Here is a 14,641-nt window from a genome sequence, read left to right as displayed (position 1 = left end):
CCCCCCCCCCCCCCCCCCCCCCCCCCCCCCCCCCCCCCCCCCCCCCCCCCCCCCCCCCCCCCCCCCCCCCCCCCCCCCCCCCCCCCCCCCCAGTAAGGGACGGGAATGGGTAGGGGCGGCGGGGGCGAAGAAAAGCCTTCGGCGTCAGCCGTTCAGCGGCGGCCGCGGCCCCGCGTCCTCCTGACGCCCCCGCGACTCCTCGTCACGGATGACCTCGCCCGGAACGACCTTCCCATCGGGCCGATGGATACGCGCCTGCTGGAAGGCACCCCCGAGCGTCCCGGCACCGGCCTCCCGCATCTTGCGCTCAAACGTCCGCTCCGCATACCGGCTCAGCCCCTTCTGAACCGGCGGAACCAGCAGAAGCAGCCCGAGCGCGTCGGAGATCAGCCCCGGCAGCATCAGCAGCAGGCCGCCCAGCATCATCAGACCGTTGCCCTCGGAATTCGTACCGCCCTGCGGCAGCGCCCCGCTCTGCTGTTGCTGCAGCGTCTCGCTCAGCGCGCGAAAGGCACGGCGTCCGGCCCGCTTGATGACCACGGAGCCGAGGACGAATCCGGCGACCAGCAGCAGGAAGACGGTGAAGCCGCTCGTGGCGCCCGCCACCATGATCAGCAGCCAGATCTCCAGCACCAGCCATGCGGCGATGCCGAGCGGCAGGTACCTGAGCGGGCCGGAGCGCCGGGGCCGTGCGGGGTGGGGCGGAGTCGAAGCGCCAGTCGTCATGCGTCCAGTGTGCCTGGGCACGGCTCAGTACGGGATAAACGCGTGGTCAGCACCACCTGTGAAGCGGAGCCGCCCGCCTCGGACGGCGGGACCACACAACGAACCGGCCATCAGCCCCGACCGCGGGGCCCCGAACCGGCGTCCCAGGAGACCGGGCATGCGACTGACACACCCGACCGGAGACGAAGCGCCCGAGGCCCCAGAGCCGAAACCCGGGCCCCGGACCTTGCCCGTCGGCCCCCGCCCCTCAACCCTCGCTCCTCGACCCCGAACCCCGCCTCAGGACTTCCGACGCCCGCGAATCCGGTCCGCCCGCTCCCCGACCCCCCACGTGGTCACCCTCCACAGGGCCTCCACCAGGATGTCGCGGCTCATCTTGGAGTCGCCCAGTTCGCGTTCGACGAAGGTGATGGGCACCTCGACCACGTGATAACCGGCCTTGACGGCCCGGCGGGCCAGGTCGACCTGGAAGCAGTAGCCCTGCGAGGAGACCTCGCCGAGGCCGAGGCCCTCCAGGGTCTCGCGGCGGAAGGCGCGGTAGCCGCCGGTGACGTCGCGGATCGGCACGTCGAGCATCACGCGCGAGTACAGGCTTCCGCCGCGCGAGATGAACTCACGGGACTTGGGCCAGTTGACCACGCGCCCGCCCGGCACCCAGCGGGACCCGAGCACGAGGTCGGCCCCCTTGAGCGCGGTGAGCAGCCGGGGCAGTTCCTCGGGCTGGTGCGAGCCGTCGGCGTCCATCTCGACCAGGACGCCGTATCCGTGCTCCAGACCCCAGCGGAAGCCCGCGAGGTAGGCGGCGCCGAGGCCTTCCTTGCCCTTGCGGTGCAGCACTTGGACGTGGTCGTCCTCGACGGTGAGTTCGTCGGCGAGTTTGCCGGTGCCGTCGGGGCTGTTGTCGTCGGCGATCAGAACGTGCGCCGCGGGCACGGAGGCCCGCACCCGGCCGACGATCGCCTTGATGTTCTCCGCCTCGTTGAAGGTCGGGATGATCACCAAGGTCGTGCCGAGCGGACCGAACTGTCGCCCACCGCCGTCGTTCACAGCTTCCCCTTAAGACTTCCGTGCGAGGGGCTCCACCATAGCGAGCGTCGCTCTTCAGGCCGGTGAGGCACCGACGTGAAAGTTCCCAGAAGGGGGCCGGAAAGGGGCCAGAAGGAGGTGTGACTGCGGATCGGGGCCCGGCGCCCTTCGGGCCGACCTGGGACCCGCTGGCTGCGGGTCGACCGAAAGCCGTTGTCTACTGAGCGTCCGGGCCCCACCCGGGTCACACCATCCGAGCCGGAACGTTCCCTCGCCCCGTGGCGCGGGCGCTGGGCCTGGCTCCCAGTGGTGGTGTGCCGGTGCGGCACACCACCCCTGACCCAACTGCGCTGCGGCGACTGCGCGGAAGTTCACCGGTCGGACGTCCGGTGGTGGACCCGGCCGAACCTACCGGCCACCTGCCGCTCGCTGTCAACAGTCGTTTGACCTGGTGCTTTTCCCTCAAATGCCTGGTCAGCGCGGAGGATACGCAGGTCGAGCGACGGGGCGCCGGCCCATGATCGACGCCGCGCCACCCCGGGACATCACTCGTCCGGCCGTACGAATACCGTCCGTCCGCCCACGACCGTACGCAGACAGACGGGCAGTCGCGCGCCGGGGGTGAGGTCGGGCAGTCCGGGGGTGCCGGAGCGCGGGTCGGTCGACCAGCGGGCGACCCGGTCGTCCGGGGCCTGGACGACGAGCTCGTCGGTGCGCCACACGGCGTAGTCCGCGGGCGCGCCGGGTACCAGGAGGCCCGCGTCATCGCGTCCGACAGCCCGCCAGCCGCCCCGCGTATGTGCCGTGAACGCGGCGCGCACGGACACCCGGTGCTCCGGAGTGCGGTGGAAGGCCGCGGCGCGGACGGTGCCCCACGGGTCGAGCGGTGTGACGGGGCTGTCGGAGCCGAAGGCCAGTGGCACCCCGGCCCGCAGCAGGGCCGCGAACGGGTTGAGCGCCCGGGCCCGCTCGGCCCCGAGGCGCTCGACGTACATACCGTCCTCGCCGCCCCACAGCGCGTCGAAGGCAGGCTGGACCGAGGCGGTGAGGCCGAGTTCGGCGAAGGCGGCGATCGTCTCCGGGGTGAGCATCTCGGCGTGCTCGACCCGGTGCCGGGCGGCGCGTACGCGGGCCAGGCCGACCTTCTCGACGGCGGCGCGGACTCCGTCGACCACGGATGTCACGGCGGCGTCCCCGATGGCGTGGAAGCCCGCCTGGAGGCCCGCCTCGGTGCATGCCACCACATGGGCGGCGACGGCGGCGGCGTCCAGGTAGGCGGTACCGGTGTGCTCGGCGTCGGCGTACGGCTGGTGGAGGCAGGCCGTGTGGGAGCCGAGAGCACCGTCCACGAAGAGGTCGCCCGCGGCGCCGACCGCGCCCAGCGCCCGGGCCTTCGCCACGCCCTCCTCCCCGTGTTCGGCCCAGTAGCCGACGACTCGGGGCCCGGCCTCCTCCGCGGCGAGCCGCAGCAGCCCGGTGAAGTCGTCCTCGGAGGAGATCTCCGGGCCCGCGCACTCGTGCACGGAGCCGATGCCGAGCGAGGCCGCGTGCTTCAGCGCGGCGCGCTGGGCCTCGGTGCGCTGCTCGGGAGTCACGGCTGCGAACGCGGCGGCGCGTACGGCGTGATGGGCGTCGCGGGTCAGCGGTTCGCCGTCCTCGAAGCCGGCCGCCCGGCGTGCGCCCGGTGCCATGTCCAGCAGTGCCGTGGTGACGACGGCCGAGTGGACGTCGATCCGGCTGAGGTAGAGCGGGCGGCCGCCGGTGGCCTCGTCCAGCTCCTCCCGCCGCGGATGCCGCCGCTCGGGCCAGCGGGCCGCGTCCCAGCCGTGACCGAGGAGTACCCGGTCGGCGGGACGGGCGGCCGCGAAGTCCCGTACGAGGGCGATCGCCTCACCGAGAGTGCGGGCGTCGGAGAGGTCGAGGCCGGTGAGGGCGAGTCCGGTGGCCGTGGTGTGCACGTGCGCGTCGGTGAACGCCGGGGTGACGAGCGCCCCTTCGAGGTCCACCACCTCGTCGACACCGTCCGCGAACGCGTCGGCCGCACCCTCGGAGCCGACCCAGGCGACCTGCCCGCGTTCCACGACCATCGCGGTGGCGAACGGGTCGGCGGGGCTGTGGACTTCCCCGCCGCGCAGCAACACGGTTCGGGAGGTGGCGGTGCTCTCACTCATGGGGAACAGTCTCGCCCCTCGGCGCACCCGCCCCGCGCACGGGGGTCCCCGCACACGGGGGTCAGATCTTGGGCGGCCGGGCCTCGTACGGGGTGGAGAGAACGACCGTCGTACGTGTCGATACGCCCGCCAGCGTGCGCACGCGTGCGAGGAGCTCCTCCAGCTCGTGCGGTGTGGAGACGCGGACCTTGAGGATGTAGTTCTCGTCGCCGGCGACGCTGTGGCAGGCCTCGAGTTCCGGGACGTCGGCCAGCCGTTCGGCGATGTCGTCGGGGGCGCTGGGGTCGAACGGTTTCACCGAGATGAAGGCCGTGATCGGCAGCCCGACGGCCTCCGGGTCGACGACCGCGGCATAGCCGCGGATGACGCCGCGCTGCTCAAGGCGGCGCACCCGCTGGTGCACGGCCGACGTGGACAGGCCCGTGGCCTTGCCCAGGTCGGTGTAGCTCATCCGCCCGTCTTCGACGAGCAGCTGCACGATGTGGCGGTCCAGCTCCTCCATGGCGGAGAACCTACATGCCCTTGATCCCCTCGGGTACTCTGCGGCGCAGGTCATACCCTGTTTGTGATGTGGCCTGAAGAAGCGGGCGAGACACCCGGGGGACAAAACCACCGGGTCGGGCACCTGCACGCGGCATGTGACGAACGCCACATCGCGGCGGTCGGTTCCGTGATGTTCTCGTGATTACCGCAGAGACGGGGCGGGAAGTGCTTGCTGTGGTCGAGGTCGCAGTGCCTTGTCGGCCCACCCGAGGGGGAGTAGCCCATGCAGAGTCTGAAGCGCCCTGGTCGCACCGCGCCCAAGCGGCAGCAGCCCGTCGTCGAGCCCGAGCCGGAGGGCGTCGAACCTGACGCCGAGGAGTTCGACGCGTACGACACCTTCGAGATGTACCGGGTGATCTGCCCGGACTGCGCGCAGCCCATCGCGCTCCTCGCGGACGAGGAGATCCTGCCGGAGCACGCGCTGTGCGTGTCGCCGTGGAACCCGTTCGGGCTCACGGTCTGCACCGGTACGGGCCGTACGGCGGCCGAGGCCCGGCCCGCCGACGAGACGATGGAGGTTCAGGAGCAGGACACCGCCCTGCTGTTGACGCTCCCTCAGGGTCTCGACTGGCGTACGCAGCCGTTCTCGCACGTCGGGGGCCCCGGCTCGCGCCCCATGCGGGTGCCGGTGATGCGCGACCAGGCCGCCTGAGCACAACACGGCCGGTTTCCGCCTGAGCGGTCCTCAGTTCCAGTAACTGCCCTGCACCATGGCTCGCAGGCTGTCGTGGTGCAGGATCAGTGTGTCCGGATCCGCGGGGACGGCGGTCTCGCCGAAGTGCACCTGCCGGTAGGCGACGCGCAGCATGACGATTGCATGCCGCAGGGCGGCGTACAGGATGTGGAAGTCCATGTCCCGCGGTGTGTGGCCGGTGAGTTCGGCGTAGCGCGGCTCCACGCGGTCCCGGCGCAGGAGGCCGGGCAGTCCGGGCTGGCCGAAGCTCAGGGTGAGGTCCTGGAAGAAGCGGTGCAGGTAGATCATCCAGCCGAGGTCGACCTCGCGCGGGGCCAGTGCCGCCATCTCCCAGTCGAGGACCGCGGCGGGTTCGAAGCCGTCGTAGATGACGTTTCCGATGCGTGCGTCACCCCAGCTGAGGACCGTCTCGCCCTCGTCGCGCGGCCAGAGCGCGTCGAGCCGGTCGAAGGCATCCTCGATCAGGGGTGATCGTGACAGCCCGTCAATCACCCATTCGTAGTACGTGCGTTGGGCCTCGACATGACGTCGCAGCGGGCTGCCGTCTCCCGGCGACGCGAGGAAGTCCGCCTCCCGCACCGGGACTTGGTCGTGGAGCCGGGCGAGGAGTCCGACCGAGGCGTGCTCAAGTCGCTCCCGCTCGGCGTCACTTGCCGCGTGCAGCCAGTTGCCGTCGTACGTGTAGGGCATGATGTCCGGCGGTACGCGGCCCTCCACGCGCTCCATAACGAAGAAGGGCGCCCCGAGGGGCCCCGGGTCCTCCTCCAGCCACTGCACCCGCGGCACGGGCAGGTCCGTGCGGTCCGCCACCAGTCGCATGGTGCGGTACTGGCGCGGCAGGTCGTAGACCGGGAAGACGGTGTACGCCGCCGGGTCCGCCGCGAGCCTCAACGCGCAGGCGCGCACGGGGGGTTCGGGGTGCTCGATGTCGAAGAGCACGGTCTCGCTGGACATTCCGTTTGAGGCGGGGACACGGACGTCGACCGCCTTGGCGCCGGGCAGTCGCCTCGCGAGCCAGTCGGTCAGCCGCTGTGCGAGTTCCTCCGGGTCACGCGTGGTCGTACGCGGACGGGGTGCCGTTGCCATCGCTCCACTCCCTCCCTCGCGTCAACTTCCCTACGGGGCGACCGAGTCGAAGCCGGTGAACTCGCTCGGGTCGTGCCGTCCGAACGAGCCGTGCTCGAAGATCCCGTGCCCCACCTGCCCATCAAGGGTGAAGCGGGCGGCGTGGTCGGTCACGCCGTACGCGGCGAGCCCGAGCGCGGCCGGGTCCGAAAGGTCGTACGTACGCCGGTCGGTCCAGCCGCGCCCCCGCCAGGTGCCGTGCTGCCAGTCGTCGGCGGGCGGATAGCCGGCTCCGACGGCGAGCGGCGAGGAGGTGAGGATCTCGACGCCGAGCTCCGACGGTTTGCGGAAGTCGCCGAGGTGGACGATCGCGCGCTCCGGGTGCCGGGTTCCGCTCCGGTAGGTGATCTCGGCCTGGGGCCAGCCGAGTTGGCGGTCGCGTTCCCCGTGCCGTACGAGCGTGGCGTCGTTCAGGGTGCGGTAGCCGTCGGCGTCCTCCTGGGTGACGACCATCAGGAAGCGGTCCTCGAAGCGGACGGGACACCAGAGCCAGTGGAAGCCCTCGGTCCGGTGCTCCTCGGCGAGTCGGCCGCCCTCCTCGCCGGGCAGCGGGCGCGTGCCCCAGCTGCGGTCGCGGGTGCCGGTCCAGCCGTCGCCCGACAGCCGTATCTCCTCCCCCGCGGCCCGGATCCAGCCCTCGCACCGGCCCGCCTGCACGAAGCGCCGACCCTCCAACGTGAGGCGGGCGCCCCGGCGTTGGACGTGATGCGGCTCCCACAGCGCGGGAAAGTCCGCGGACCAGTTGATCTCGTACGACAGTCCGTCCGGGTCGTCGGGGTCGGCCGCGCAGCTCAGGACGAAGTCCTTCAGCGGCCGCTCGACCTGGATCCGCAGCGGACCGACCGCCATCGTCATCCGGGTGTCGTCGTCCAGGGCGTCGGAGGCGCGTACGGCGTGCAGGGTGTCGCCGACGCGCAGGGTCGCGTACGCGTCGATCACCCCGACGTTCGGGTACACCCCGAGCCCCAGGATGAGCAGCGCCCGCCCGTGGTGGTCGAAGACCTGGAAGATGCACCGGTCGTAGGCGTTCCGGTCCCCCGTCGCCACGTGCTTCATCGACAGGGGGACCTGGTGCACGGGGTACTCGTCGAGGGCTACGGGGCGGTCGTCGGGCATCGGCTGCCTCCCGGGGCGTACGGCGCGTGGCGTCGCCCGGAGGGGTGCGGCCCCCGGCGGCGGAGTTGACGGTACGTCAGAAGACGGCAGGGGGCCAGAGTCCGGTGCCGGAGCCCGGTGCGCCCCTCGTACGGACCTGCGGCGTCCGGAGCAAGGGGGCACCGCGAACTCACTGGCGAATCCCCGCGCCGGTGACCTGTCCGCCCATGGACCCGTTGGCCTCGGTATGACCCCCACATACACAGAGGCGGAGCGCCGCCGCCGGACCCCTTTCCCCGCGTCGGCAGAATCGGTTCCCCAAGGGTCCCAGGGGTCCCAGGGCTCCCTGGGACCACAGGAAACCCAGTGGACGCAGGGAACCCAGTGGACACAAGGGACTCAGGGAACACAGGGAACACAGAGGTCACAGGGAACCCACGTGCACCATCAGCCCCTGGATCCCCCCATCTACCGTGCCCTGATCCGCACCTGGGCCGACCGGGGCCGGACCCTGCCGGGCCGCCACGACCCGGAGTGGGCCCGGCTCGCGGCGCCCTCGGCGATGTACGGGTACGGGAGGTTCAGCGCGACTCGGGACCCGCGAGGTGACGGGCGATGACCATCCGCTGGATCTGATTGGTGCCCTCGACGATCTGCAGCACCTTGGCCTCGCGCATGAAGCGCTCCGCGGGGAAGTCCGCGGTGTAGCCGTACCCGCCGAGCACCTGGACGGCGTCCGTGGTGACCTTCATCGCGGCGTCGGTGCAGTGCAGCTTCGCCATGGCCGCCTGCTTGGCGAACGGCCGTCCCGCGTCGCGCAGCCGGGCCGCGGCGAGGTAGAGCGCCCGGCCCGCCTCGATCTGGGTCGCCATGTCCGCGAGCATGAAGCGCAGGCCCTGGAAGTCCGCGATCGGGCGGCCGAACTGCTGCCGCCCGGTGGCGTACGCGACGGCCTCGTCGAGCGCGGCCTGGGCCACACCGATCGCGCAGGCCGCGATGCCGAGCCGACCGGAGTCGAGCGCGGACAGGGCGATCGCGAAGCCCTGGCCCTCGTCGCCGATGCGCCGGTCGTCCGGGATCCGCACCCCGTCGAAGTGGACCTGGGCGGTGGGTGAGCCCTTCATGCCCATCTTCTTCTCGGGCACCGCGGCGCTCAGCCCCTCGGCGTCACCTGGCACCAGGAACGCCGTGATGCCCCGCGCACCCTCGCCGCCGGTGCGCGCGAGCACGGTGTAGAAGTCGGCGATTCCGCCGTGCGTGATCCAGGCCTTGGTTCCCGTGATCACCCAGTCTCCCCCACTCTCGGCTTCGCTCGAGTGGGAGGTACCCCCATCCTCCCGCACAGCTTTGGTACGCAGCGACGCGGCGTCCGAGCCGGAGGCCGGCTCCGAGAGGCAGTAGGCGCCCAGAAGGCCGCCGCCGAGCATGTCCGGGAGATGCTCGACCTGCTGTTGCTTGGTGCCGTAGTTGGCGAGGGCGTGGCAGGCGAGCGTGTGCACGCTGACGCCGAGGCCGACGGTGAGGCGGGCGGCGGCCAGCTCTTCGAGTACCTGGAGGTAGACCTCGTACGGCTGGTCTCCGCCGCCGTACTCGGAGTCGTACGGGAGACCGAGCAGCCCCGACTCCGAGAGCAGCGTGAGGACTTCGCGCGGGAAGTGCCCGGCGTCCTCCTCCTCGGCCGCCTTCGGGGCGATCTCGCGCTGCGCGATGTCACGCACGAGCGAGATCAGATCCCGGGCCTCGTCCGTGGGCAGTTGACGGTCCACCGGCTGCGGGGCGCGGTCGGGCATAGCGACGCTCTCCTCCCTGTCGGGCACTTCGGCGAACGCACACCTGGGTGGGGCTGCCCCGCCTGGTCTTACTGGGCACTGTCGATGCTCGGCGCCTCCGGGTCACGGAAGCGGCTGATCAGCGGCTGTGCGCTGTGAGTATGCCCGATCGGAGGCATCCCGTCACCAGTTAACGACCGCTTACTCAAGAGTAAAGGATTCCTGTGCCTAATTGGTCCGAACCATTGACCGTACTGGTCTAGTCCTCCTACTGTTTCGCTCCAACGCTTCACCGCGTTCATGCCAAATGGCGCACGTTCCCCTCTCCCCCACGAGGAGACACGATGTTCAGCTCGCTCCGCCCCCGCGTCCGATTCCGGGCGCTCGTATCCGCCGCGTGTTGTGCCGTTCTGGGCGCGGGTCTGCTCGCCGGCGCGGGCACGGCCACCGCGGCCGGCCCGGCCGAACGGGCCGCAGCGCCGAAAGCCGCCGGATCCAAGGTCGTCGGCTACTTCACCGAATGGGGCACCTACGACCGGAAGTACCTGGTCAAGAACGTCGAGACGTCCGGCTCGGCGGCCAAACTGACGCACATCAACTACGCCTTCGGCAACGTCACCGGCGGCAAGTGCGCGATGGGCGACAACTACGCGGCGACCGAGCGGACGCACACCGCCGCCGAGTCGGTCGACGGCGTCGCGGACACCTGGGACCAGCCGCTGCGCGGCAACTTCAACCAGCTGCGCGAGCTGAAGAAGAAGCACCCGAACCTCAAGGTCCTGTGGTCCTTCGGCGGCTGGACCTGGTCGGCGGGCTTCACCGAGGCGGCCAGGAACCCGGCCGCCTTCGCCCAGTCCTGCTACGACCTGGTCGAGAACTCGAAGTGGGCGGACGTCTTCGACGGGATCGACATCGACTGGGAGTACCCGAACGCGTGCAGCGCCACCTGTGACACCAGCGGGCGGGCCGCGTACAAGAACCTGATGTCGGCGGTACGCGCCAAGTTCGGCGGCTCCGCGCTCGTCACCTCGGCGATCCCGGCCGACGCCACGGCCGGCGGCAAGCTCGACGCGGCGGACTACGCGGGCGCCGCCCAGTACGTCAACTGGTACAACCCGATGACGTACGACTTCTTCGGTGCCTGGGACGCGACCGGTCCCACGGCTCCGCACTCGGCGCTGAACTCCTACTCGGGGATCCCGAAGGCTGAGTTCCACACCTCCGCGACCATCGCCAAGCTCAAGGGCATGGGCGTCCCGGCCTCGAAGATGCTGCTCGGCATCGGCTTCTACGGCCGCGGCTGGACCGGTGTCACCCAGGCGGCGCCCGGCGGCACCGCCACCGGCCCGGCGGCGGGCACGTACGAGCAGGGCATCGACGACTACAAGGTGCTCAAGACGAAGTGCCCGGCGACCGGCACGGTCGGCGGCACCGCGTACGCCAAGTGCGGGACCAACTGGTGGAGTTACGACACCCCGTCGACCATCGCCGGGAAGATGAACTACAAGAACGCGCAGGGCCTGGGCGGCACGTTCTTCTGGGAGCTGAGCGGTGACACGTCGAACGGCGAGCTGATCAAGGCGATCAACTAGTTTCGGCAGCAGGGCATTTCAGTGGAGGGCGGGGGCCGGTCGGCGGGCTCCCGCCCTCTACCCGTTCCCGCTCCGCGATCCGTTCCCGCTCCGCGGCCCGATCCCGCCGTCGGCTTCACGTGTCCCGGCGTGCGGCCTGCGGGGCCGGGTAGGAGGCGTCCAGCTCCTCGATGGCGCGCATCGTGCCGCCGAGCATCTTCACCAGCAGCTCGCGCATGAGGTCGCGCGGGAGGCTGTAGTGGTGGATCCAGTCGAGGGTGGCCCCCTCGACACTGCACAGCCAGCCGAGCAGCGCCATGCGTGGCAGCGGGGCGATCTTCCGTCGCCCGTACGCCCCTTCGGCGATCGTCTCGACGATGGCCTCGCGCACGCCCTCCCGGATGGCGTGCACCTCGGCGTCGAAACCGACGCCCCCGCTGATGATGGTGCGGTACGCGGCGTGGTTGTTCTCGGCGTAGCGCAGATAGCCGTCGATAGTGCGGTGCACCCGCTCCGCCGGGGGCAGTTCGAGGCCACCGGCCGCCCGGGAGATCAGCTCGGCCACCGAGTCCTGGACGATCGCCAGGTAGTAGCCGCGCTTGGACTTGAAGTAGTAGTAGATCAGCCCCTTGGCCACCTGCGCCTGTTTCGCGATGTCGTCCATCGACAGTGCGTCGTAGGACGTGTCCGCGAACAACTTCCGCCCGATGGCGATGAGTTCGGCGCGGCGCGCTAAGGAACGGTCGGTGCCGCGCGCTCCGGGGCGGTCGGCATCACGCTGCTGACGGTTACTCAATTCCGGACCTGGTCTCCAACTGCGAGCGGGACCCCCGCAGTATGGCAGAGCAGCGCCACCAGCCTGTTCGACTCTCTTCGACCGCGGTCAGACGAGGCCGAGCTGCGTCACGAGCATCGCGAGCACCACCACGAACGTCCAGCCCACGACGTGTTCAAGGATCTTCGGGCCGTCGTCCTTGGGCCCGCCGGTACGGGCGCGGACACGTCCGGCGGTGGCTGAGGTCGTGGTCATGGCAGCTCGCTCACGTCGGTCTTGCAGTGGACTCCCCCCACCGTTCTGTCCACCTTGCCACCGGTTCGGGCTTTTGCGGGAGAGAGCTTGGTCACGCGCGAGGGGCTGCTGTGGCGCCCGCCACAGCAGCCCCTCGCACATCCGTCGGTCAGCGGATACCCACCGCCGCCAGCGCCGACCGCTGGGCGGCCGTGGGACTGGCCGGGAAGTAGACGTAGCAGACCCCGCCGGTACCGGAGACGACCGCCCCGGAGGCGTTGTACCGCTTGGTGCGGAGCCAGATGTTCTCCCACTCACGCCGCCTGTAGACGCGCCGGACCGCGTTGTTGTCCGGCGAGGCCGGGTCGTTGGCGATCACGTCGCCGTCGGCGGTGAACCCTATGACCGCCATCAGATGGCCCGCGGTGCCGTATCCCGCACCCGTCAGCTCGGTCTTGAGGAACGACTGGGACGTTATGGCCGGAATTCCGGCGGCGATCAGCGTCTCCAGGTCGGCCAGCGAGCCGAGCCGGGTCACCACGCCCTGGAGGTCCTTGTACGTCGCCGCGTACGCGGCGTTGAAGGGCCAGTTCCCGCAGCCGTTGTACTGGTGGTCGAAGGTGAACCGGGCGGCGTGGCACACCTGCGGATCCGCGTACTCGGGCTTGACCCAGGCCAGGTCCGCCGCCGTGGGCTTCCGTCCCCAGTACTCGATGATCATCTGGGAGGAGGTGGGGCTGCACCAGGCCTCGCCGCCGTTGTCGTACTCGGGGTACTGGCCGGCGTGGATCTCCTGCGAGTAGCGCGGCACCGTCAGCTCCCGCGCGAGAGCGGGCGTCGAGGCCGGGACGGTGAAGCGGTCCGGGACGTCGGAGCCCATCGCGCCGAGCCGCCACACGGTCGGCGTGGCCGTGGTCCCGGGCTTGCGGTACAGGGTCAGCCGCAGCCGGTACGACACCAGGCGCAGCCCGGAGGCCGCGTCGTCGATGGAGAAGGTGTCCGTCCAGACACTGCTCCTGCCGTCGCTCTGGTCGTCCACCGAGGTCCGCCGGATGTCCTGGTCCCCTGCCGCCCAGCGGCCCATCACGTACCAGGGCGCGTCCGTGCCGTCGGAGTACGTGCCCGACAGCTCGACCTGGAGCCAGGTGCCCGCCGGGGTCCGCGCGTTCCAGGAGGGGATGACCTCGGTCGAGGGGACGGCGAGGCGGTGGACCGGCGAGGTCCAGCGCGCGTACTCCCAGGTGGCGGTCGTGCCGGTGTGCGGGTCCTTGTAGTCGGTCCGGCCCTCGGGCGTCCCGATCGCCAGGCCCGGGCGCACCCCCAGCACGGCACGGGTCCCTGCCGCGGTACCCCCGCGCCAGTCGGTGTACGAGGTCCAGGCACGGTTGTCCACGAGGCGCGAAGGGGCTTTCGACGGGGCGGCGGTCCGGGTTCTCGCGGGGCCGGCCGTCGAGCCGGCGGCGGCCGCCGCCGGACTCGCGGCGCCCGCGGTGGCCGCGGCGACGGCCACGGCCAGGAGACTTCTGCGGGACGGCTGTTCAGCTCTGGTCATGGGTGGGTGACCCCCAGGTGTCCGGAACGGGCAGGTCCAATGCGTGGGTGTGGAGCAACTATGGTTCGCGATCACGGCTTCTGCCAGCACTTCGCGTGTCGCGGCGCCGACAAATATTGGTCGATACCACTGGCATGGCCGCGACAGAACGACGGCACCTTCTCCCCCGGTCGCCCGAGGCCGGCCTCGCTAGAGTGAACCCCAGGAGCGCCCCGGCGCACGTGCGCGACTCCGTCCGGACGACGCACATACGCACCGCACCGCACCACTCCGCGCCGCACGACGCACGAACACACTGCACCACTCCGCGTCGCACGACACCGCACAGAACCGCACCGCACCGCACCGCACCCAGGGATCCCTCATTCATCTCCACGCCCTCGCCTCCCGGCTGCACCGGCTGCCGCCCTCCTGCGGGCCCGTCCGGCTCGTCGGCGTCGACGGGCACGCGGGCTCGGGGAAGACCACGTTCGCGGAGCATCTGGCCGAGGCACTGGGCGGGGCTCCCGTGCTCCACCTGGACGACATCGCCACGCACGACGAGCTCTTCACCTGGACCGGGCGGCTGCTCCGGGAGGTCGTCGAGCCGCTGTCGCACGGCACGACGGCGCACTATCCGCCGTACGACTGGGACACCCGCGGCTTCGGACCGGCCCGCAGCCTGCCGCCGGCGCCCGTGGTCCTCGTCGAGGGGGTGGGCGCCGGCCGTCGCGCACTCAGGCCGTGGCTGGCGCGGCTGCTGTGGATGGAGCTGGCCGACGAGGACGCTTGGGCGCGCGGGCGGCTGAGGGACGGTTCGGCGCAGAACGAGTTCTGGGAGGGGTGGGTCCGCGCCGAGCGTCGACACTTCGCCAAAGACCCGTCAAAACCGTTCGCCGATCTTCTGGTGCTGCAGTGTTCAGAGGGGTACGAGGTGCTCCAGGGACCTGCTGCGACGTCAGCGGAGAGCCTCTCGGTCACGGACCGTGACGGTCCTGCGTCTGTGTGCTGAACTTGTGAAGACCCACATCTGAGAAGTTACCTGAGTGCTCCAACTCGGCTTGACCCGGGGGCCGTACAGGACTTACGTTCTGAATGTGCGGCCATTTGAGGCCGCCCCGCAGACGCGAAGCCCCCGGTTGTTCCCCCGTGATCGGGGGCTTCGTTCTGCCTACAGCCGTTTTTCGGACGCTCCGAGGCGCGATTCGTTCACCCTCGGTCACCAAGCCGAGTGCGCCCCATCTGCTCCCACCTCGGAGAACCTGTCGTGCGGCACCCTTCGGCCCGGTACTGCCCCGCAGGTACGATGCCTCTCGGTGCGACATTCGGACGGCTGCTCTCCGCACCGAACGCAACTCCCGTCCGCGGCACAGCGGTTCGA

At 70.8% G+C, this 14,641-nt stretch carries 14 protein-coding genes; 4 read left to right on the top strand and 10 right to left on the bottom strand.

Translation table 11 applies throughout. From position 1 onward, the window contains the following. Positions 1–144: 144 nt before the first annotated feature. The 4 genes from fxsA to ACZ5VQ_RS43440 all read right to left on the bottom strand — a co-directional run bounded on the left by fxsA (position 145) and on the right by ACZ5VQ_RS43440 (position 4,425). Positions 145–726, bottom strand: coding sequence for an FxsA family membrane protein (gene fxsA, locus ACZ5VQ_RS43455; RefSeq protein WP_469109828.1), 582 nt, complete (start codon positions 724–726; stop codon positions 145–147). 279 nt (positions 727–1,005) lie between these two features. Beyond that, positions 1,006–1,773: a polyprenol monophosphomannose synthase gene (locus tag ACZ5VQ_RS43450; RefSeq protein WP_362084602.1), complete on the bottom strand. Its 768-nt coding sequence runs from the start codon at positions 1,771–1,773 to the stop codon at positions 1,006–1,008. A gap of 524 nt (positions 1,774–2,297) precedes the next feature. Continuing rightward, entirely contained in the window at positions 2,298–3,923 is a 1,626-nt protein-coding gene (locus ACZ5VQ_RS43445) for an amidohydrolase (protein ID WP_469109827.1), read from the bottom strand. Positions 3,924–3,984: 61 nt separating this feature from the next. Continuing rightward, positions 3,985–4,425, bottom strand: a complete 441-nt coding sequence (locus tag ACZ5VQ_RS43440; protein WP_055615743.1) for an Lrp/AsnC family transcriptional regulator — start codon at positions 4,423–4,425, stop codon at positions 3,985–3,987. A 264-nt stretch (positions 4,426–4,689) separates the two neighbouring features. On the opposite strand from ACZ5VQ_RS43440, the gene ACZ5VQ_RS43435 reads away from it, so the two are divergent. Continuing rightward, complete coding sequence (locus tag ACZ5VQ_RS43435) at positions 4,690–5,118, top strand: hypothetical protein (protein WP_469109826.1); 429 nt, start codon at positions 4,690–4,692, stop codon at positions 5,116–5,118. A 33-nt stretch (positions 5,119–5,151) separates the two neighbouring features. Here the strand turns inward: ACZ5VQ_RS43435 and ACZ5VQ_RS43430 are convergent, their stop codons facing one another. Further along, the gene (locus tag ACZ5VQ_RS43430) at positions 5,152–6,246 is read right to left on the bottom strand and encodes a phosphotransferase family protein (RefSeq protein WP_469109825.1); all 1,095 of its coding nucleotides are present in this window, start codon (positions 6,244–6,246) and stop codon (positions 5,152–5,154) included. A 30-nt stretch (positions 6,247–6,276) separates the two neighbouring features. Then, positions 6,277–7,401, bottom strand: a complete 1,125-nt coding sequence (locus ACZ5VQ_RS43425) for an Rv3169 family protein (RefSeq protein ID WP_469109824.1) — start codon at positions 7,399–7,401, stop codon at positions 6,277–6,279. A gap of 418 nt (positions 7,402–7,819) precedes the next feature. Between ACZ5VQ_RS43425 and ACZ5VQ_RS43420 the strand changes: the two genes are divergently transcribed. After that, the gene (locus ACZ5VQ_RS43420) at positions 7,820–7,999 is read left to right on the top strand and encodes a hypothetical protein (protein ID WP_469109823.1); all 180 of its coding nucleotides are present in this window, start codon (positions 7,820–7,822) and stop codon (positions 7,997–7,999) included. Here ACZ5VQ_RS43420 and ACZ5VQ_RS43415 read toward each other — a convergent pair. Then, a complete protein-coding gene (locus tag ACZ5VQ_RS43415; protein ID WP_469109822.1) occupies positions 7,962–9,170 on the bottom strand; it encodes an acyl-CoA dehydrogenase family protein in 1,209 nt (402 codons plus the stop codon). The two genes, ACZ5VQ_RS43420 and ACZ5VQ_RS43415, sit on opposite strands and share 38 nt — an antisense overlap. A gap of 323 nt (positions 9,171–9,493) precedes the next feature. Between ACZ5VQ_RS43415 and ACZ5VQ_RS43410 the strand changes: the two genes are divergently transcribed. After that, on the top strand, positions 9,494–10,741 hold the full coding sequence (locus tag ACZ5VQ_RS43410) for a glycoside hydrolase family 18 protein (RefSeq protein ID WP_469109821.1): 1,248 nt from the start codon (positions 9,494–9,496) through the stop codon (positions 10,739–10,741). Between the two features lie 115 nt (positions 10,742–10,856). Here the strand turns inward: ACZ5VQ_RS43410 and ACZ5VQ_RS43405 are convergent, their stop codons facing one another. The 3 genes from ACZ5VQ_RS43405 to ACZ5VQ_RS43395 all read right to left on the bottom strand — a co-directional run bounded on the left by ACZ5VQ_RS43405 (position 10,857) and on the right by ACZ5VQ_RS43395 (position 13,281). Further along, positions 10,857–11,516, bottom strand: coding sequence for a TetR/AcrR family transcriptional regulator (locus ACZ5VQ_RS43405; RefSeq protein ID WP_362084578.1), 660 nt, complete (start codon positions 11,514–11,516; stop codon positions 10,857–10,859). 87 nt (positions 11,517–11,603) lie between these two features. Further along, the gene (locus ACZ5VQ_RS43400) at positions 11,604–11,750 is read right to left on the bottom strand and encodes an SCO1431 family membrane protein (protein WP_189839832.1); all 147 of its coding nucleotides are present in this window, start codon (positions 11,748–11,750) and stop codon (positions 11,604–11,606) included. 148 nt (positions 11,751–11,898) lie between these two features. Further along, positions 11,899–13,281, bottom strand: coding sequence for a peptidase C39 family protein (locus ACZ5VQ_RS43395; RefSeq protein ID WP_469109820.1), 1,383 nt, complete (start codon positions 13,279–13,281; stop codon positions 11,899–11,901). Positions 13,282–13,645: 364 nt separating this feature from the next. On the opposite strand from ACZ5VQ_RS43395, the gene ACZ5VQ_RS43390 reads away from it, so the two are divergent. Further along, complete coding sequence (locus tag ACZ5VQ_RS43390) at positions 13,646–14,272, top strand: uridine kinase family protein (protein ID WP_469109834.1); 627 nt, start codon at positions 13,646–13,648, stop codon at positions 14,270–14,272. Positions 14,273–14,641: the final 369 nt, after the last annotated feature.

Source organism: Streptomyces sp. NPDC033178 (genome assembly GCF_055577685.1).
Note: the sequence above shows the minus strand (reverse complement) of the source record. Positions and strands in the feature narration are given on the sequence as shown.